This window comes from Bartonella rattimassiliensis 15908, from assembly GCF_000278215.1.
In the GTDB taxonomy this organism is placed as follows: Bacteria; Pseudomonadota; Alphaproteobacteria; order Rhizobiales; family Rhizobiaceae; genus Bartonella; species Bartonella rattimassiliensis.
Window position 1 is genome coordinate 82428 of record NZ_JH725068.1, and the last position, 19752, is coordinate 102179.

The following is a 19752-nucleotide window of genomic DNA, read 5'->3' on the forward strand; positions in this document are numbered from 1 at the left end:
AGAAAAGTGCTGGAAATTAAAGAGTTGCATTATGACCGAAACTAGAAAAAAACCTGACCCTATAGATATCTATGTTGGAACTCGTATTCGTTTACGTCGTAATATTTTAGGACTTACTCAAGAAAAACTAGGTGAAAAATTAGGCATTACTTTTCAGCAAATCCAAAAATATGAAAAAGGAACAAATCGTATTGGTGCCAGTCGTCTTCAAGCGATAGCAGAGATTATGGATGTTCCTGTTTCTTACTTTTTTGATAAAGGTCTCACCTCTCAACAAGTAGAGGGTTTTGCTGAAAATGAGCACAATTTTATGGACTTTTGTTCTAGCAGCGAAGGTATACAACTCATGCGAGCTTTTACAAATATATCTGATGCTAAAGTACGTCGAAAAATCATTGACTTAGCAAAAGCACTTTCTGAGGAAGATTTGACAGATAAGCTATAAAATCAAAATTATATTTTTTCTCTCTTGTTCATATAAATTTGAATTGATGATTTGCTCTGAAATTGGCAAACCTTAGCAACTTTAGTAGGCAATTAATTGAATTATTGGTTTTCTTTTTTAAAGGAGTTCCTATGCCGCATCAAGATTATCTTTTTACGAGCGAATCGGTATCGGAAGGGCATCCTGATAAGATTTGTGATCGTATTTCCGATGAAATCGTTGATATGATCTATAAAGAAGCGCAAAAAACTGGTACTGATCCTTGGTTAATTCGTGTTGCTTGTGAAACTCTCGTCAGTGTAAACCGTGTTGTTATTGCTGGTGAAGTGCGTGTTCCCGATACGCTCTTAAAAAAAAATAAAAATAAAGAATTTATCTATGATAAAACTGGCTTTCCACTTATTAATCCTACGCGCTTTCGTACAGTAGCACGCCGTGCTATTCGTGCCATTGGTTATGAACAAGCAGGCTTTCATTGGAAAACTGTTAAAATTGATGTTCTATTGCGTCCTCAATCAACTGACATTGCAAGAGGTGTTGATAATGCTACAGATCGACATGGAGAAGAAGGAGCAGGTGATCAAGGCATCATGTTTGGATATGCTTGCCGTGAAACACCTGATCTCATGCCTGCGCCAATTTATTATGCACATAAAATTCTCAAACTTCTTGCCGTAGCCCGTCATAAAGGAGAAGGAGAAACTGGAAAATTAGGACCAGATGCTAAAAGCCAAATAACTATACGCTATAAAAATGGGAAACCTATAGAAGTAACATCCATCGTTCTTTCAACACAGCACCTTGATGAAAGTTGGGATTCTAATAAAGTACATACCGTGGTTGAGCCTTACATTCGCCAAGCTTTACATGACATTCCTATTTCTGCTCAATGCAGTTGGTATATAAATCCAACAGGAAGATTTGTCATTGGTGGTCCTCAAAGTGATGCCGGATTAACGGGACGCAAAATTATCGTAGATACTTACGGAGGCGCAGCCCCCCATGGAGGCGGTGCTTTCTCAGGAAAAGATACGACAAAAGTTGACCGTTCCGCAGCATATGCGGCACGCTATCTGGCTAAAAATATTGTTGCTGCTCATTTAGCAGAGCGATGCACCATTCAGCTCTCCTATGCAATTGGTATTGCACAACCTTTATCTATTTATCTTAATCTTCATGGAACAGGAAAAGTTGATGAAAAGGTTATTGAAGCAGCCATTCGTAAAATAATGGACCTTTCCCCTACTGGAATTCGAAAACATCTTGACCTTAATAAACCGATCTATACAAAAACAGCTGCTTACGGTCATTTTGGACGAAAACCAAAACATGATGGTTCGTTTTCGTGGGAAAAAACTGATCTCGTGGAAACACTTCAAACGATGATTCAAGTCACATGATTAAATATAATACGCGCAAGAATGAAGCTTTTTTTGGACGCAGACAAGGAAAACAGCTACGAAACAGTCAACTTACGCGTATGAAAATGCTCCTCCCAAATTTTAATATTGATTTAAATGTCCCTCCTCCTTCAAACCTTACATCTTTATTTTCGAGCAAAGTAAAAGAAATTCGACTTGAAATCGGCTTTGGAAGCGGTGAACATTTACTCCATGAAATGGAAAATTTTCCACAAACCGGTTTTATCGGAATCGAGCCTTTTATCAATGGCATGGCAAAAATATTGTTGTATCTTGAACAATATAAACACTATCAAAATCATCTTCGTCTTTATAATGATGATGCTACACACTTACTTGATTGGCTTCCCGATAATTCGCTTGATGGAATAGATCTCTTCTATCCTGACCCTTGGCCGAAAAAGAAACACTGGAAACGGCGTTTCATCAACATAAAAAACCTTAATCGTTTTGCTCGCGTTCTTAAAATGGGGAAAAAATTGCGCTTTGCTAGCGATATAGACAGTTATGTAAACTGGACCTTATACCATTGTGCACAACATGAACACTTTGAGTGGGCAGCAGAAAAACCTCAAGACTGGAGAAAACCTTATCCACTATGGAGAGGAACACGTTATGAAGCAAAAGCTTTCCGCGAAGGACGAACGCCAACCTATCTTACCTTTATCAAAAAATAAACAATTAAGTGCTTTTCTCATAAACAACTTGAAAAATTTTGAATTTAAGAGTATCTGTAGTTAAATTCTTGGTCTTATGATGAAGAGTGGGTCTTTGGATCTGCTCTTTTTTAATATCATAAAACTGATGAAAATAACTTGGATAAAATGTATGAACGAAACTGAGAAAATAAGCAAGCTTGATGAACCTCGCCTGTTTGAAGAAGATGGTATCGAAGCACAAGTTGCTTCTCTTGTCATACCAGTGCTTAAACCTTTAGGTTTTCGTTTGGTTCGTGTGAAACTTCTTGGGCAAAATGGTTTAACACTTCAAATTATGGTTGAACGCGCTGATGGTTCTATGACCGTAGAAGATTGCGAAATTGTTAGTCGGACTGTTTCTCCCCTTCTTGATGTGCAAAACGTTATTGAGCGCAAATATCATTTAGAAATCTCATCGCCTGGAATTGATCGTCCATTGGTGAGAAAATCTGATTTTTTTCATTGGCAAGGACATATTGCAAAAATTGAAACTAACATAACAATTGACGGGCGCCGAAAATTTCGTGGAGCACTTACAAATATCACGCAAGACGGATTTGTTTTAAACACTGATAAAGCTGCCTATGGAGAAGCCATATCTACCCCTATTTCTTTTTGTGATATTATAAATGCGCATTTAGTGCTTACCGATGAACTCATTCGCGATGCTTTGAAAAAAAATAAAGATTTAAGTCAACAATTCATTCCCGAAAATAACCCTAACGACTCAATACAGACACTTAATTTCGAAAAGTAATAATATCACTGGGAAATACCCATCGTGTGGTACAAAGAAGGAGAAAATTGATGGCTACAAGCGCTAACAGACTTGAGATTCTGCAAATTGCAGATGCTGTTGCACGTGAAAAGTCAATCGATCGTGAAATTGTCATTTCTGCGATGGCTGATGCTATTCAAAAAGCAGCACGTTCTCGTTATGGTCAAGAAACCAATATCCGTGCTGAAATCAATTCTAAAACAGGCGAAATTAAATTACAGCGCTTGCTTAAAATTGTTGATGTCGTTGAAGACTATACAACGGAAATTACTTTGTCCGATGCCCTCAAACGTCAAGCAGATGCAAAAATTGGTGATTTTTTTGCTGATCTTTTACCTCCTATGGATTTTGGACGTATCGCAGCACAATCGGCTAAACAGGTCATTGTACAAAAAGTACGTGATGCAGAGCGTGATCAGCAATATGAAGAGTTCAAAAATAAAGTTGGGGAAATTATCTCTGGTACAGTAAAGCGTGTGGAATATGGTAATATTATCGTCGATCTAGGACGTGGTGAAGCTATTGTGCGCCGAGACGAATTAATTCCCCGTGAATCCTTCCGCTATGGAGACCGGATTCGTGCTTTTGTCAATGATGTACATCGTGAAACCCGTGGACCACAGATTTTCCTTTCACGCACACATCCTCAATTTATGGTCAAACTTTTCACTATGGAAGTGCCAGAAATTTATGATGGTATTATAGAAATCAAATCCGTCGCTCGTGATCCAGGTTCACGGGCTAAAATCGCCGTTGTTTCACGCGATGGTTCCATTGATCCTGTTGGTGCATGTGTTGGAATGCGAGGAAGCCGTGTACAAGCTGTTGTTGCAGAATTACAAGGCGAAAAAATCGATATTATTCCCTGGTCACCCGATGCTGCAACATTTGTCGTTAATGCACTGCAACCTGCTGAAGTTTCTAAAATCATTCTTGATGAAGATGCTGAACGTATTGAAGTTATCGTGCCTGATGATCAACTTAGCCTTGCTATTGGACGACGTGGTCAAAATGTTCGTTTAGCTTCGCAATTAACAGGATGGAACATCGATATTTTAACGGAAAAAGAAGAATCTGAAAATCGTCAAAAAGAATTTACTGAACGCAGTAAATTGTTTATGGAATCTTTAGAGGTTGACGAAATGATCGGACAGGTTATGGCATCAGAGGGTTTTTCTTCTATCGAAGAGATCGCCTATATTGATCTTGAAGAAATCGCTTCTATTGATGGTTTTGACCATGAAACCGCTGCTGAAATCCAGAGTCGTGCTCGCGAATATCTTGATCATCAAGAAAAAGAACTCGATGAAAAACGCAAAAAGCTCGGAGTTTCTGATGAATTGCAAACACTTCCTGGAATGACAAGTGCTATGTTGGTTGCAATTGGTGAGGATGGTGTAAAAACGATAGAAGACTTTGCTGGTTACGCCGTTGATGATTTAGCTGGTTGGAGAGAACGTAAAGAAGGTCAAATAAAAAATTTTGCTGGTATCCTAAGCCCATTTGATATTACACGTGCTGATGCAGAAGCTATGGTTTTAGCCGCACGTGTACAAGCAGGTTGGATAGACCAAGTTGATCTTGTTACAGAAAATTCTGTAGAAGTTGAAAATTCTGCAGAAAATAAAAAAACAAATGATTTGAATGTGGATACATTTTAAATGAATGAACGAACTTGCATTGTGACTAGAAAAAATACCTCAGTGCAAAAGCTGATCCGTTTTGTTATTGGTCCCAATAACCAAATTGTTCCTGATCTTAAAGCTAATTTACCAGGGCGTGGCGTTTGGGTTTCTGCCCATCATGCTGTTATTGAGAAGGCAATTAAACAAAAATCTTTTCATAAAAACTTTAAAACAGATGTTGAGGTTGCACCAAATCTTGGGCATGTTGTTGATACTCTTTTACTAAAAGCTGCGCTTGCAAGCCTTTCCATGGCACGAAAAGCAGGAGCGATTATCATGGGAGCAACAAAAGTTGATGCCGCTATCCGCTCCGGTCAAGTTATTCTTGTACTTCATGCCAAAGAGGCAACAGAAGATGGAAAACGAAAAATTGCACAGGCTATCCATACAATACAACAACAAACAAATCGCACTATAAAAACCATGTCTTTATTTACAAGCGATGAAATGCGCGTGGCTTTTGGCTCTAATCTTGTAATGCACGCAGCCTTATTGGATACAAAAGCTGCTGAAGGATTTCTCAAAACGACACATAAATTGATCACCTATCGTGATGACAAACATAGTAAGCTTGGTGAGATGACGGCACAAGCCGTGAAGGAAGTACAATGAGTGAAAATAACAACGACAAAACAACAGTCAAGAGGACACTAACCCTCAAGCGGTCTGTCTTGGAAACGAGTACGGTCAAACAAAACTTTAGTCATGGCCGTACAAAGGCTGTCGTTGTCGAAACAAAACGGCGTAAAATTGCGCGACCTGATGAAAAAATTGAAATCCAACAGCCTATTACAAAGCCGCATGTGGCTCCTCAGCGCTCTAAACCACGTTTTGAGGAAAAAAAACCTCAAGAATCTGTGTCCAAAAGTAATCTTTCATCAGCTGAAATGGAAGCAAGACTTCGTGCATTAGAAGAAGCACATATCCAAGAAAGAATAACGCGCGAACAAGCTGAAGAAGAAGCAAGACGCGCTAAAGAACGGGAGGAAATTTTACAGAAAGAAATTAAAGAAACAGAAATACAAAGACAAAAAGAAGAAAAAAAACCGTCAGTACAGACTCCACCTGTTCTCCCTCTCATCGAACAGACAGATATTCCTATTGCACCCCAAAACACAACTGTCATTGAAAAACGCAAAATAGATGAAAATAAAGAGGAAGAACGGCATAGCCGACGTGCTAATCCTGCTAAATCAGAAATACGTGTGCCAAAAGTTGTCAAAGGAGCTGATGAGCGACGTCGTGGAAAACTGACTCTTAATAGCGCACTAGACGAAGAAGGGAGTGCCCGGGGGCGTTCAATGGCTGCAATGCGGCGTAGACAGGAAAAGTTTAAGCGTGCACAAAATCAAGAACCAAGAGAAAAAATTTCTCGTGAAGTTGTTCTTCCTGAGACAATTACCATTCAAGAACTCGCACAACGTATGACTGAGCGATCTGTTGATGTCATTAAATTTTTAATGAAACAAGGACAAATGATGAAACCCGGCGATATTATTGATGCAGATGTTGCTGAACTCATCGCTGTTGAATTTGGTCATACTGTTAAACGTGTTTTAGAATCTGATGTAGAAGAAGGTATCTTTAATATAACAGATAATCCTCAAAATATGCAATCGCGTCCTCCTGTTGTAACCATTATGGGCCATGTTGACCATGGAAAAACTTCTCTTCTGGATGCTATCCGCAAAGCAAATGTTGTTTCTGGCGAAGCAGGCGGTATTACGCAGCATATTGGTGCCTATCAAGTAGAACAAAATGGTCAAAAAATTACCTTTATTGATACACCGGGGCATGCTGCATTTACGGCAATGCGTGCTCGTGGAGCTCGTGTTACCGATATTGCTGTTCTCGTTGTAGCCGCTGATGATAGTGTCATGCCTCAAACGATTGAATCAATCAATCATGCCAAAGCTGCTGGCGTACCTATCATTGTTGCTATTAATAAAATTGATAAACCAGCTGCGAATGCACAAAAGGTACGTACAGAACTTCTACACCATGAAGTATTTGTTGAAACTATGGGAGGGGAGACGCTAGACGTTGAAGTTTCTGCTAAAACTGGTCAAAACCTTGATAAACTTCTCGAAGCTATTCTTCTTCAAGCTGAAATACTTGATCTAAAAGCAGATTCTCAACGAACCGCAGAGGGCATTGTTATTGAAGCTAAACTGGATCGGGGACGTGGATCTGTTGCAACAGTTCTTGTTCAAAAAGGTACATTGCATCCTTCTGATATTATTGTTGCTGGTAATGAATGGGGACGCGTACGTGCTTTGATTGATGACCATGGTCGGCACATCAAAGAAGCAGTTCCTTCTACACCTATTGAAATTTTAGGTATGCAAGGGACACCACAAGCAGGTGATCGTTTTGCTGTGGTCAGTCATGAGGCAAAAGCACGTGAAATTGCTGAATACCGTCAGCGGCTAGCACGTGACAAAGCTGTAGCTCGACAAACTGGTTCTCGTGGTTCTCTTGAACAAATGATGACAAAATTGCAAACTACTGGCATTAAGGAATTTCCTCTTATCATTAAAGGAGATGTGCAGGGATCAATTGAAGCAATCGCTTCAGCATTAGAAAAACTAGGGAATGAAGAAGTACGTGCGCGTATTGTACATTCTGGTGCTGGTGGTATCACTGAAAGTGATGTTTCTCTTGCTGAAGCATCTAATTCAGCTGTAATTGGCTTTAATGTTAGAGCTAATAAACAGGCGCGTGATGCTGCTAAAACACAAGGTATTGAAATTCGCTATTATAATATCATCTATGATCTTGTTGACGATATAAAAGCTGCTATGTCAGGATTACTCTCACCAGAACAGCGCGAAACTTTCCTTGGAAATGCTGAAATTCTAGAAGTCTTTAACATTACAAGAATCGGAAAAGTCGCAGGATGTCGTGTTATAGAAGGTAAAATAGAACGGGGAGCAGGTGTTCGTCTTATCCGCGATAATATTGTCATTCATGAAGGAAAACTTAAAACACTCAAACGCTTTAAGGATGAAGTCAATGAAGTGCAAAGTGGTCAAGAATGTGGAATAGCCTTTGAGAACTATGAAGATATGCGTGCAGGAGACATCATCGAAACCTTCCATATCGAACATATTAACCGCACATTATAAATAAAATAATCAAATAACTTTACTCTGTTGTGCGATGAGAAAAGCTATTGGATTCTTACACAATATCTCTTTTTTTCCTTATCTAGACGATCAAAAAAAGGGTTTATAGCAAGGATAAAGCTTTGATGAAAAATGCAGGGACATCACAACGGCAACTTAGAGTAGCAGAGCAAGTACGTCATGCAGTAGCGCATATACTACAGCGTGGTATTTTGTTTGATGATATTTTGAAGGATGCTGTCATTTCTGTCTCTGAAGTACGTATGTCACCAGATTTAAAAATTGCTACTTGCTTTGTATCACCTCTCAGTACTTTTAAAAATGCTTCTCATACTGATGTCGTTAATACTCTCAATAAACATAGTCGTTTTCTCCGTGGAGAAATCAGTCACGCATTGCGACAAATGAAATATATGCCAGAACTGCGTTTCCGACTTGATAATAGTTTTGATAATTTTTCAAAAATTGATGCTCTACTTCGTTCGCCTGAGGTAGCGCGCGATCTTCACCATAGTGAAAAAGATGAGGATTAGAAACATGATACGGCAACACAAAAAAAAGGGACGTCCTGTTTCTGGCTGGGTCATATTTGATAAACCAAAAGGAATGAAATCAACAGAAGCTGTCTCACAAATCAAATGGCTCTTTCATGCACAAAAAGCAGGACATGCGGGTACACTTGATCCTCTTGCTTCTGGTCTCCTGCCCATTGCATTGGGCGAAGCAACTAAAACCGTCCCTTATGTGATACAAGGCAAAAAAACTTACCGTTTTCATATCGCTTGGGGACAAGAGCGTGCAACAGATGATCTAGAGGGAGAAATAACGAAAACATCTCTCAAACGTCCGACACAAGAAGAAATACTTACTCTTCTTCCTCAATATACAGGTGTTATTTTGCAAACACCTCCACAATTTTCAGCAATCAAAATTGCTGGCAATCGCGCCTATGATCTAGCACGTGAAGGAGAAGTCATCGAAATTCCGCCTCGTGAAGTGGAAATAGAAACTTTCAAGTTAATAGAAACTCTTAGCAAAGAGCAATCTGTCTTTGAAATAACCTGCGGAAAGGGAACTTATGTGCGCTCTTTAGCACGCGATCTGGGACGCGATCTGGGTTGCTATGGATATATCTCTGACTTAAGACGTATTGCCGTAGCCCCTTTTGATGAAGAGGATCTCATTACATGGGATGAACTAAAAGCGGCCATCCTGCCAAATAAAAATATTACAGATGAAAATAATAGTTCTTTTGAAAAAAAATTCTCAATACTCGATGAGCTCTTAATTGAAACGAGCACCGCATTGGATTGCCTCTCTCATTATACCCTTAATGAAACTCAAGCACAGAGAGTTATGAAAGGTCATTCTATATCCTTGTGTCATAACAAGATATCTCTTGATGAAGATGAGATTTGTGTCCTTTATAAAGAACAACTTCTTGCCATCGGTATCCTCGACAAAGATCTATTTAAACCAAAGCGGATTTTCACAATTTAATCGATTCTTTCCCACAACTACCTGTTGTGGTAAAGTATTCTTCTCTATCCTCTAAGAAAAATGTATTGCTTTTTATCGTTTACATTCACTTTATTCATATCAAACCTTAAATTAATGATACAAGCCAATACCATCACATACTTTATTCATTTCTCATGTTGTAACCCTCCTTATATTTAAAAAGATTTATGAGAGGCATTTTTATCCCTTTTTTAAACGTTGTATTTTAGAAAAATAACGTGTTTGTTTATCGGCTCTAACATTAAAACAAATTTTTTTTCCGCATTAACTTTCATTTGTAATATGTAAGCGAATGATTGAGACTGATGCAACCTAAACAAATTTAAAATGAGACAATCCTGTAATATTCTAGACCTTTACATTCAATATAAAAAACAATTATCTATTCTTATAATCAATGCGTTGCAATCACATTTATTGCACCCAACCTTTAAAATTCCCCAAAATCTATGTTAGTTTAATCACCACTTTGATTATTACAATATAGATCTACATACTCTCTTTTTTGCTAAAAAAACTGTTTAGAATAGAAAAACTCAAACCTTAGAATTCCAACGCATGTTAAAGATAATGCTCACAAACTATATGTTTCAGCAAAAATTGATCGTTGATTACCTACAAATGGTATAATTATGCTATACGCTTTGCCTCACGTTTTTATTTCTCTCGTTTTTTTAATATTCAAAGTAAAAGTCTCAAAATAGAAAATTGTTGTTTTGCCTATTCACACGCTTTTTTAAGAAACGTTTATTAATGCACTTGAACCTATTTCAAAACAGCGCTTGTAATAAAATGTATAAAACCCATCGCACATTGCTGCATCTTTACAATTAATAAAAATATAAGGTATTCTCATCATTTTATCTTATCATTTAAAATATCATCAGGAATCTTTGCACTTAAGGGAGTTCATCAGAAATCCTTATTTTTCTATCGTTTTTATCATATTCACTATACTTATGACGTATAAGAAAATGGCTTTTATTGATTCAATATAAAGTAAATTAAATAAATTTGAAATGAGAGACTTAAGATCTTCAAAACTATCACTCAATACGAAAAAAATAAATAGTTATTATAAATCAATTTATTAACTATTAAAGTAGCAATTTTTTTGTTGTACTTATGCTAATAAATTAATCGAAATAATATGAACATATTCAACTATTTTACAAAAAAACTGCTTTCACTTAAAGGAGATGATCAGAGGAAGCTTTTAAAAGCATCTCATTCGCTTGGGGTATTGTCTGCCGTTCAATCATGCGGTGCACTCTTATACCGTTAGGAGCGCAATTTAAATGACGTAGACGCTTATTGACTTCTGCATCCGCTTTTGTCCGACGATGATTATGGCGTAAATAATCTACCCATGTTGGCATATGATAAGCCTCTGTCCAATATTCAGGTCTTTCAAGATCTCGTAAAAGAACCCATTGACGCGCACCATCACGTAACCGAATATGGCGTCGACGCGTCATCACTTTGAGAAACTCTTCAAGGTCATTTTCATGAATTTGATAATCGATCATTATCATGATCGGACCACTTCTTGCTTTTAGGTCGAGGAACAATTCCGGCTCTCTAAAATGATCAAGAGGATCTAAATCTATCTGAGGAACTTCTTGAATTCTAAATTTTATCCCCGCAAGAGCACCAAAAATCAAGAATAAAGAACAAACGATCAGAGCAATTGTTGGAGAATAACCATCAGCCAAAACTCCCCAGATTGCACTTCCAATAGCCATCCCCCCATAAGATGATGTTTGATAAAGTGCTAAAGAACGTGCAACAACCCAGCGTGGTGTAGAGAGTTGTATAGATGTATTAAACAATGATAATGCCAACACCCAACATAAACCTGCAGGAAATAAAGCAATATGGCTGACAATCAGCGAGCGGTTTATTCCCAATAAAAAGCAAGAAAAGGCAAAACCAATAAATGCACTTGCAATAATTGTTTCTGAACGAAAATGATGTCGTAAAAACGCATTAATAATACCTGCTGTTATAGCTCCTAACCCAAAAAAACCAAGCAATGTACCATAAAGAAAAGCACTTCCTCCAAGAACTTGATGCGCAACAATTGGTAAAAGTGCTAAAATCGAAATTGCTCCTATACCAAAAAGGAATGCTCGAACCATTATATGCAGAAGATTAGGTGACATTGCAACATAACGTACACCATCTGAGACAGCTCCTAACAATCTTTCTCGTGGCAATGAATTATTTTCATAATTCGATTTCCAGAAAAATAACGCGCCGATAAGCGGAATATAGCTTATAGCATTAAACAAAAAAGCAGCAGATGCCCCCAAAATTGCAATGATGGCTCCCCCAATAGCAGGACCAATACTCCGCATCAGATTAAAGCCGACACTATTCAAACTAACAGCAGCAGGAATATTTTCCCTGCTCACAATATCTCCTATCGTTGCTTGCCAAGAAGGATTATAAAAGGCTGTGCCACATCCAATAAAAAACGTAAAACATAACAAAAGCCAAGGTGTTAGAAATCCCATATAGGCTAAAACAGATAAACTCATGGATATAACCATCATCATAATTTGGGCGCACAACATAATTTGACGCCGATTAAAATTGTCCGCTAACGCCCCTGCCATCAAAGAAAACATAACAAGTGGTAATGTTATCGCACTCTGAATAAGCCCAACCATGGAATGCGAAGAACTAATTAACGTCATTAACCACCCAGCTCCAACAGCTTGTATCTGCCCCCCTAAATTAGAAATAAGAGTAGATGACCATAAATTTCGAAATACCGAATTATGAAAAAGTTTCAATGTTGAAATGCTTTGCATCTTTTTCCTCCAAATCGGCATTTATCACTTTTTACCACACACATGCTCATAATCTTTGTCTCAAAAGAATGCGTAAATTTTAAATAAAGACTTCTCATAAAACCCGATTTAAATCAATATTTCAAAACAAAAGTCTTTCTTTAAATAAAGGCTTTAAAATGCTTATCAGGACTAGTATTTTAACCTCCTTTCCTATATAAGAGCGAAAATAGGTAAGAGTCTTTGACCCTTCTTATTTCTTCGTGGACCCTAGCTGAACGACATCTCGGCTATGGGTGTCTTTTTGTTTCTTCGTTTTTTGAAAGGATGATACGATGTCGATTACAGCTGAACGTAAACAAGCCCTTGTCGCAGAATACGCAAATAAAGTTGGTGATACAGGATCACCAGAAGTACAGATTGCTGTACTTTCTGAACGTATTTCTAATTTAACAAATCATTTTAAATCTCATAAAAAAGATAACCATTCTCGTCGTGGTCTTTTAAAGATGGTGTCTCAACGTCGGCGCCTTCTTGATTATCTTAAAGGAGTTGACCAAAATCGTTATCAAATACTTATCAAGAAGTTAGGTTTGCGTCGCTAAAAGAAAAATGGGGTGGTGTAAAAAAGCCACCCATTTTTCAACATGTTGCTTGTAATTAAAAATTTTAAAAACTGACACGTTATTATGGGATAGGACTGCTCATCATTTCGCATTTAAGGTGATTTATCTCTCTCTCTTCTCATACAAAGATAGAAGTAACTTGTTGTTCAACACAAAGCTTGAAAATATGCTACGCAAAGCCATACTGTGAGCAATCAAAGATTTAAACACTGGTCATTAAGGATAAAAAATGTTCAAAACGCACAAGATAGAAATTGAATGGGCCGGGCGTCCGCTCACCCTTGAAACAGGGAAAATAGCGCGTCAAGCTGATGGTGCAGTGATTGCTACCTATGGAGAAACTATAGTCTTAGCAACTGTTGTGTCAGCCAAAAGCCCAAAACCAGACCAGGACTTTTTTCCACTCACCGTTAATTATCAAGAAAAATCCTACGCTGTTGGTAGAATACCTGGTGGCTATTTAAAACGTGAAAGTCGGCCAAGTGAAAATGAAACTTTGGTTTCACGTTTGATTGATCGTCCGATTCGTCCTCTCTTCGTTGAGGGTTATAAAAATGATACACAAATCATTGTTTCCGTTATACAGCATGATCTCGAAAATAATCCCGATATCCTTGCGATGATTGCCTCCTCTGCCGCATTGACCCTATCAGGTGTTCCTTTCATGGGACCTATAGCGGGTGCCCGCGTTGGCTATTGTAACGGACAATATGTTCTCAATCCTCATATCGATGAAATGCCTGAATCAAAACTTGATCTTGTGGTTGCTGGAACAGAAAGTGCTGTATTGATGGTTGAATCAGAAGCACAAGAATTGCCGGAAGATGTCATGTTGGGTGCTGTAATGTTTGGTCACAAAGGTCTGCAACCTGTCCTTGATGCCATCATCAAACTTGCTGAAGTTGCTGCAAAAGATCCTCGTGATTTTATTCCTGAAGATCTTTCTAATCTTGAAAAGGCGATGCAAGAAATGGCAGAAGAGGATATACGAAGGGCTTACACAATTACGGATAAGCAAGAGCGGTATGCTGCAATTGACGCACTAAAAACAGAAATCATCAATAAATTTATGCCAGAAACAGAAGAGGATTGTAAATTCAGTGTGGATCAAATTGCAACCGTATTTAAACAATTGCAGGCAAAAATTGTTCGTGGAAGCATTCTTGATACACAGAAGCGTATTGATGGACGCAATCTTTCTACTGTGCGTCCTATTCAATCAGAAGTAAGTATTTTACCCCGCACACATGGATCAGCTCTCTTTACACGCGGAGAAACACAAGCTATTGTCGTTGCAACACTGGGAACTAGTGAAGATGAACAATATATTGATGCCTTAACGGGATTGTATAAAGAAACATTCCTCCTCCATTACAATTTTCCACCATTTTCAGTGGGGGAAACAGGACGCCTTAGTTCTCCTGGTCGTCGTGAAATTGGGCATGGTAAATTGGCATGGCGGGCAATTCATCCCATGTTGCCAACTAAAGAATCTTTTCCTTACACCATTCGTGCTGTTTCAGAGATTACTGAATCCAATGGATCTTCTTCTATGGCAACGGTTTGTGGAACATCACTTGCTCTCATGGATGCTGGTGTTCCTCTCGCTCGTCCCGTTGCAGGTATTGCTATGGGTTTGATTAAAGAAGGAGAACGCTTTGCTGTTCTATCTGATATCTTAGGAGATGAAGACCATCTTGGAGATATGGATTTTAAAGTTGCAGGAACAGAAAATGGTATTACTGCTTTGCAAATGGATATCAAAATTGATGGTATTACCGAAGAGATTATGAAAATCGCACTTGAACAAGCCAAAAGTGGACGAATCCATATCCTTAATGAAATGGCGAAAGCTTTAACCAGTGCACGTTCTGAACTAAGTGAATTCTCTCCACGAATCGAAGTTATGAATATTTCTGTTGATAAAATCCGTGATGTTATCGGCTCTGGTGGTAAAGTGATTCGGGAAATTGTGGAACAAACGGGAGCGAAAATTAATATTGAAGATGATGGTACCATTAAAATTGCTTCTGCTGATGCTAAAACTATTGAAGCAGCAAAACGATGGATCCACTCTATTGTCGATGAACCTGAAGTTGGTGCTATCTACCAAGGGACAGTTGTCAAAACTGCAGAATTTGGTGCATTTATAAACTTCTTTGGTTCTCGTGATGGGCTCGTCCACATCTCTCAACTTGCAACAGAGCGCGTCACCAAAACAACCGATATTGTTAAGGAAGGTGATAAAGTTTGGGTTAAATTAATGGGGTTTGATGAACGTGGAAAAGTTCGGTTATCAATGAAAGTTGTTGATCAGGAAACCGGAAAGGAAATCACCGATGATAAATTGATGAAAGAAGAAAAGTACATGGATGAAAAAAAACAGTCTGAAAGTAAGCGCCGCCGTAAGAAAAAAGAAAAATAAGTTTTGCTTCTTATTGTAATCATGAAATGCCATCCCAATATTGGAGTGGCATTTTTCTTTGAAAGGGCCATATGTGTTATCATTTTTGCCTTTTGAAAATCATGAACTACCGTATCCAGATCCAAGCCAATGTTGGCTAAGTTTCGGTTTAACAGAAATCCCCGCTCCAGAATGGGCACAAAATTTAAAAGTTATTACGCCTTGGCGACCAGATTTTTTAAAATTTGTCAATACTCAATTTCACTGCTCTCCTCAAATAGATAAAACTTTCATCTATGATGGTGCATTTTTGCGTTTGAGCAAATATCGTGGTTTTAACCAAAATTGTTTTCTTGATTTATTAGAATGCGTTAAACCCAGTGGATGGATTGTGATCAGTGGGAATAAAACGGTTGGTGCTGCTTCAATGATGAAATGGGTCAAAACTATTGTTCCCATCACCAATAAACTGTCTAAAAATCATGGTCTTGTATTTTGGCTACAAGTTCCCCCACAAATAAAGAAACAGACTATTGCACAATTGCGCTCACTACCGCTTTCTTTTGATAAATTTCAAACCACTTCTGGTATGTTCTCACACGGTCGTATTGATCCAGGATCTGCTACGCTTGCTTCTTATATCCCCAAAGTTATTTCTGGAAAAACGGCTGATTTTGGTGCTGGCTGGGGCTTTCTTTCTTATGTTGCACTTGAAAGCAATGTAAAACTTACGTCTCTTGATCTCTATGAAGCAGACTACAACGCTTTGAGAGCAGCAAAACAGCACCTTAAACACATTACAGCTCCTTTTCCAATTCATTTTTATTGGCATGACCTTGTGCATGAACCTGTTACAAATCTGTATGATACAATCATTTCAAACCCACCGTTTCATACACAACAAACAACAGATATTTCATTAGGAAAACATTTTTTTATAAATGCTGCGAAATGCCTAAAACCAAGTGGCAGTCTGCTTCTTGTTGCAAACCGCCACCTTCCTTATGAAACATTGTTAAAAGATATATTCCACACAGTGTTAATCCATGAACAAACCCATGGTTTCAAAATTATCGAAGCACGTAGATAAACTAAACAAGCGATAATTTTCAAAGAATAAAACGTGAAAGATCGATATCAGCAGCAAGCTCACCAATAGATTTTCTCACATAAGCAGCATCAATTTTAAACGATGTTCCAGCTTTATCAGGTGCCGTAAAAGAAATTTCATCCAAAACACGCTCCATCACTGTTTGCAGACGACGTGCTCCTATATTTTCAATCCTCGCATTTAAATCTACAGCAATATCTGCTAAAGCATCAATTGCATCATCTGTAATTTCCAGATGAACCTCTTCCGTTTCCATAAGAGCAATATATTGTTTAATCAAGCTGGCTTCTGGTTCTGTTAGAATGCGTCGTAAATCTTCCCTTGTTAAAGGGTTGAGCTCTACGCGAATGGGTAAACGTCCTTGTAGTTCCGGCAATAAATCAGATGGCTTGGAAACATGAAATGCACCTGAAGCAATAAAAAGGATATGATCTGTCTTGATCTGCCCATATTTCGTAGCAATTGTGGTTCCTTCAACCAAAGGCAAAAGATCACGTTGGACACCCTCACGCGAAACCGCAGCACTTGCTCCACCATCACGGGTTGCAATTTTATCAATCTCATCGATAAAAACAATACCTTCATTTTCAGCAACACGAAGCGCTTCCTGAATAATTTGTTCCTGATCAAGGAGTTTCTCGGATTCATCATCAATGAGCGGTTTAAAAGCATCTCTTACTGTCGTCTTACGGACTTTTGTACGACTTCCCATTTTACCTAAAATATCTGATAAATTCATAATGCCCATTTGTGCTCCAGGCATACCAGGAATATCAAAGGTTGAAGCACTATTATTATTATCGGCTACTTCAATTTCAATTTCTTTCTCATCCAATTCACCTTCACGCAATTTTTTACGAAAACTATCACGAGTCGTGGGACTTGCTGTTTTACCAACAAGAGAGTCTAAAACACGCTCTTCAGCATTCATGTGAGCTTTTTCTTTTATTTCATCCCGTTTCTTTTCACGGACAAGAGAAATTGCAATTTCAACAAGATCTCGAATAATTTGCTCAACGTCACGTCCTACATAACCAACTTCAGTAAATTTTGTCGCTTCTACTTTCACGAAGGGCGCTCCAGAAAGTTTTGCTAATCGACGTGCGATCCCTGTTTTACCAACACCTGTTGGCCCTATCATTAAAATATTTTTTGGCATAACTTCTTCACGCATCGGCTCATCAAGTTGTTGTCGACGCCACCGATTGCGCAGTGCAATAGCCACAGAACGTTTGGCATCATTTTGGCCAATAATAAAACGATCAAGTTCAGAAACTGTCTCACGAGGGGAAAATACAACACACATTTAAATAGCTTTCTCTAAAGAAGATAATTCTGCATCCAATGTTTCAATCGTAAAATGATCATTGGTGTAAACACAAATTTTAGCGGCAATAGTCATAGCTTTACGAGCAATGGTTTCTGCATCCAAATCCAAGTCCATGAGTGCCCTTGCTGCTGAAAGAGCAAAATTTCCTCCAGAGCCAATTGCCATAACCCCGTCTTCTGGTTCTAAAACATCACCGAGTCCTGTTAGAGCCAAAGTTACTTTCTTATCAGCCACGAGCATCATTGCTTCAAGACGACGCAGATAGCGATCTGTTCGCCAATCTTTTGCAAGTTCTACACATGCACGCATAAGCTGATCAGGATATTGCTCAAGCTTTGTTTCCAATCTTTCTAATAATGTGAAAGCATCTGCCGTAGCACCTGCAAAACCAGCAAGAACCACGCCACTTTTTCCAAGATGACGAACTTTACGTGCATTGCCTTTCATAATCGTCTGTCCAAGAGAGACCTGACCGTCGCCAGCCATCACAACTTTGCCACCTTTTCGTACCGTAATAATTGTTGTACCATACATTATGTCTGGCTTATGTTCTGCCATAAGGAGACTCCTTAAATATTAACTTTTCTTTTTAACATTGTCTTTTCATACAATGTAAAACTCTATTACTATTGTCCTATTTAAGAACATATACAGTAAAACACAATGATTCAGCATAATTCAATTTGTTGAAATTGAAAAAATGATATCATTGTTGTCAATGTAAATTGCTGCTAAATAGCTTTATGTAAAAAGTTTATACCTTTTAGAGGAAAATTATGAAAAAAATAGCCATAGGAACCTTAGGTGGAACAATTGCAATGACTGCTGATAGTTTTGGGCATATGCAACCGACTTTAACCTCAGATAATCTCATAAAAAGTGTTCCTAATTTAAATAACGTTGCTGATATTCATGCGCAAACATTAATGCAAATACCAAGCGGATCTTTATCTTTTAAAATTCTTTTTGAAATAATCGAGTGGGCAAAACAACAAATAAACGCTGGAGCAGAAGGGATTGTTTTAACGCAAGGGACTGATACTTTAGAAGAAACAGCTTTTTTTCTTTCTCTTTATTGGAAGGAAGCTGAACCACTCATCATAACCGGTGCTATGCGTACCCCTCATGAAGCAGGCGCTGATGGACCCGCTAATATTTTAGCCGCAACTCGTGTCGCGGCAGCCCCACAAAGTCGTAATAGAGGCGTTCTCGTTGTCATAAATGATACGATTCATTCACCTTATTGGCTCTATAAAAGCCATACCGTCAAAGTTGAAACATTTCAATCAGGACTCGTAGGTATTTTAGGAACTGTTTTAGAAGGAAAACTCATTTATTTCAATGATCAGAAATTTTTCCCGACAACGTTTGATCTTCCCCAAAAACACAATCATCAAATTGCACTCCTCTATTCTTCTTTATCATCTGATACACAATTAATGAAACTTTGCCTTGAAAGTGGGTATTATGCTGGACTTGTTATCGCTGGTTTTGGTGCAGGACATTGTAGTTTTCAAGAAGCAGATCTTGTACAACAATATGCACAAAAAATACCAATCATTATCGCTAGTCGTTGTTGTAATGGCTCAACAACTCGTATAACTTACGGCTACAAAGGCTCAGAAATTGATCTGTGTGCTTCTGGTGCTCTTATGTCTGGTTATTTAACAGCTATAAAAGCACGTCTACTTTTATGGGCTTTTTTAGCACAAGGGGACTCATTGGCACAAATCCGTGCACACTGGAATGACTGGACAATAAGCTAGCAAAAAATGATTTGTTACTCAAAAGAAGAAAGCATGCAAAA

General features: G+C 38.2%; 16 protein-coding genes. 13 read left to right on the forward strand and 3 right to left on the reverse strand.

Translation table 11 applies throughout. The features are described 5' to 3' along the window. The first annotated feature begins 31 nt into the window (after positions 1–31). From MCY_RS06890 to truB, 9 genes are all read left to right on the forward strand, one after another. Complete coding sequence (locus tag MCY_RS06890) at positions 32–445, forward strand: helix-turn-helix domain-containing protein (RefSeq protein WP_007347649.1); 414 nt, start codon at positions 32–34, stop codon at positions 443–445. A 131-nt stretch (positions 446–576) separates the two neighbouring features. Further along, positions 577–1845, forward strand: a complete 1269-nt coding sequence (gene metK, locus MCY_RS06895; RefSeq protein ID WP_007347650.1) for a methionine adenosyltransferase — start codon at positions 577–579, stop codon at positions 1843–1845. Continuing rightward, positions 1842–2543, forward strand: coding sequence for a tRNA (guanine(46)-N(7))-methyltransferase TrmB (locus MCY_RS06900; RefSeq protein ID WP_007347651.1), 702 nt, complete (start codon positions 1842–1844; stop codon positions 2541–2543). The genes metK and MCY_RS06900 overlap by 4 nt, the downstream gene beginning before the upstream one ends. A 127-nt stretch (positions 2544–2670) precedes the next feature. Beyond that, on the forward strand, positions 2671–3321 hold the full coding sequence (rimP, locus tag MCY_RS06905; RefSeq protein WP_035008732.1) for a ribosome maturation factor RimP: 651 nt from the start codon (positions 2671–2673) through the stop codon (positions 3319–3321). Positions 3322–3371: 50 nt separating this feature from the next. After that, positions 3372–5003, forward strand: coding sequence for a transcription termination factor NusA (gene nusA / locus MCY_RS06910; RefSeq protein ID WP_007347653.1), 1632 nt, complete (start codon positions 3372–3374; stop codon positions 5001–5003). After that, a complete protein-coding gene (locus MCY_RS06915) occupies positions 5004–5639 on the forward strand; it encodes an RNA-binding protein (RefSeq protein WP_007347654.1) in 636 nt (211 codons plus the stop codon). Next, entirely contained in the window at positions 5636–8155 is a 2520-nt protein-coding gene (infB, locus tag MCY_RS06920; RefSeq protein WP_007347655.1) for a translation initiation factor IF-2, read from the forward strand. The genes MCY_RS06915 and infB overlap by 4 nt, the downstream gene beginning before the upstream one ends. A 125-nt stretch (positions 8156–8280) precedes the next feature. Next, entirely contained in the window at positions 8281–8688 is a 408-nt protein-coding gene (gene rbfA / locus MCY_RS06925) for a 30S ribosome-binding factor RbfA (RefSeq protein ID WP_007347656.1), read from the forward strand. 4 nt (positions 8689–8692) lie between these two features. Then, a complete protein-coding gene (gene truB, locus MCY_RS06930; RefSeq protein WP_007347657.1) occupies positions 8693–9655 on the forward strand; it encodes a tRNA pseudouridine(55) synthase TruB in 963 nt (320 codons plus the stop codon). Positions 9656–10866: 1211 nt separating this feature from the next. Here the strand turns inward: truB and MCY_RS06935 are convergent. Beyond that, positions 10867–12495 carry an MFS transporter gene (locus tag MCY_RS06935; RefSeq protein ID WP_007347658.1) on the reverse strand — a complete coding sequence of 543 codons (1629 nt, stop codon included), beginning with the start codon at positions 12493–12495 and terminating at the stop codon, positions 10867–10869. A 314-nt stretch (positions 12496–12809) separates the two neighbouring features. On the opposite strand from MCY_RS06935, the gene rpsO reads away from it, so the two are divergent. The 3 genes from rpsO to MCY_RS06950 all read left to right on the forward strand — a co-directional run bounded on the left by rpsO (position 12810) and on the right by MCY_RS06950 (position 16594). Beyond that, a complete protein-coding gene (gene rpsO / locus MCY_RS06940; protein ID WP_007347659.1) occupies positions 12810–13079 on the forward strand; it encodes a 30S ribosomal protein S15 in 270 nt (89 codons plus the stop codon). A 250-nt stretch (positions 13080–13329) separates the two neighbouring features. After that, positions 13330–15525 (forward strand): polyribonucleotide nucleotidyltransferase, encoded by a 2196-nt coding sequence (gene pnp / locus MCY_RS06945; RefSeq protein WP_007347660.1) that lies wholly within the window; start codon positions 13330–13332, stop codon positions 15523–15525. A gap of 73 nt (positions 15526–15598) precedes the next feature. Further along, on the forward strand, positions 15599–16594 hold the full coding sequence (locus MCY_RS06950; RefSeq protein WP_007347661.1) for a class I SAM-dependent methyltransferase: 996 nt from the start codon (positions 15599–15601) through the stop codon (positions 16592–16594). Positions 16595–16613: 19 nt separating this feature from the next. Here the strand turns inward: MCY_RS06950 and hslU are convergent, their stop codons facing one another. Both hslU and hslV read right to left on the reverse strand, forming a co-directional pair. Further along, positions 16614–17921, reverse strand: a complete 1308-nt coding sequence (gene hslU / locus MCY_RS06955) for an ATP-dependent protease ATPase subunit HslU (protein WP_007347662.1) — start codon at positions 17919–17921, stop codon at positions 16614–16616. Continuing rightward, positions 17922–18503 (reverse strand): ATP-dependent protease subunit HslV, encoded by a 582-nt coding sequence (hslV, locus tag MCY_RS06960; RefSeq protein ID WP_007347663.1) that lies wholly within the window; start codon positions 18501–18503, stop codon positions 17922–17924. A 218-nt stretch (positions 18504–18721) separates the two neighbouring features. On the opposite strand from hslV, the gene MCY_RS06965 reads away from it, so the two are divergent. Then, a complete protein-coding gene (locus MCY_RS06965) occupies positions 18722–19711 on the forward strand; it encodes an asparaginase (RefSeq protein ID WP_007347664.1) in 990 nt (329 codons plus the stop codon). The last annotated feature ends 41 nt before the right edge of the window (positions 19712–19752 follow it).

Excerpts from the sequence above, each read along its gene's own strand:
- MCY_RS06890 (WP_007347649.1), top strand. The coding sequence starts at position 32 with ATGACCGAAACTAGAAAAAAACCTGACCCTATAGATATCTATGTTGGA.
- metK (WP_007347650.1), top strand. The coding sequence starts at position 577 with ATGCCGCATCAAGATTATCTTTTTACGAGCGAATCGGTATCGGAAGGG.
- MCY_RS06900 (WP_007347651.1), top strand. The coding sequence starts at position 1,842 with ATGATTAAATATAATACGCGCAAGAATGAAGCTTTTTTTGGACGCAGA.
- rimP (WP_035008732.1), top strand. The coding sequence starts at position 2,671 with ATGAAAATAACTTGGATAAAATGTATGAACGAAACTGAGAAAATAAGC.
- nusA (WP_007347653.1), top strand. The coding sequence starts at position 3,372 with ATGGCTACAAGCGCTAACAGACTTGAGATTCTGCAAATTGCAGATGCT.
- MCY_RS06915 (WP_007347654.1), top strand. The coding sequence starts at position 5,004 with ATGAATGAACGAACTTGCATTGTGACTAGAAAAAATACCTCAGTGCAA.
- infB (WP_007347655.1), top strand. The coding sequence starts at position 5,636 with ATGAGTGAAAATAACAACGACAAAACAACAGTCAAGAGGACACTAACC.
- rbfA (WP_007347656.1), top strand. The coding sequence starts at position 8,281 with ATGAAAAATGCAGGGACATCACAACGGCAACTTAGAGTAGCAGAGCAA.
- truB (WP_007347657.1), top strand. The coding sequence starts at position 8,693 with ATGATACGGCAACACAAAAAAAAGGGACGTCCTGTTTCTGGCTGGGTC.
- MCY_RS06935 (WP_007347658.1), bottom strand. The coding sequence starts at position 12,495 with ATGCAAAGCATTTCAACATTGAAACTTTTTCATAATTCGGTATTTCGA.
- rpsO (WP_007347659.1), top strand. The coding sequence starts at position 12,810 with ATGTCGATTACAGCTGAACGTAAACAAGCCCTTGTCGCAGAATACGCA.
- pnp (WP_007347660.1), top strand. The coding sequence starts at position 13,330 with ATGTTCAAAACGCACAAGATAGAAATTGAATGGGCCGGGCGTCCGCTC.
- hslU (WP_007347662.1), bottom strand. The coding sequence starts at position 17,921 with ATGTGTGTTGTATTTTCCCCTCGTGAGACAGTTTCTGAACTTGATCGT.
- hslV (WP_007347663.1), bottom strand. The coding sequence starts at position 18,503 with ATGGCAGAACATAAGCCAGACATAATGTATGGTACAACAATTATTACG.
- MCY_RS06965 (WP_007347664.1), top strand. The coding sequence starts at position 18,722 with ATGAAAAAAATAGCCATAGGAACCTTAGGTGGAACAATTGCAATGACT.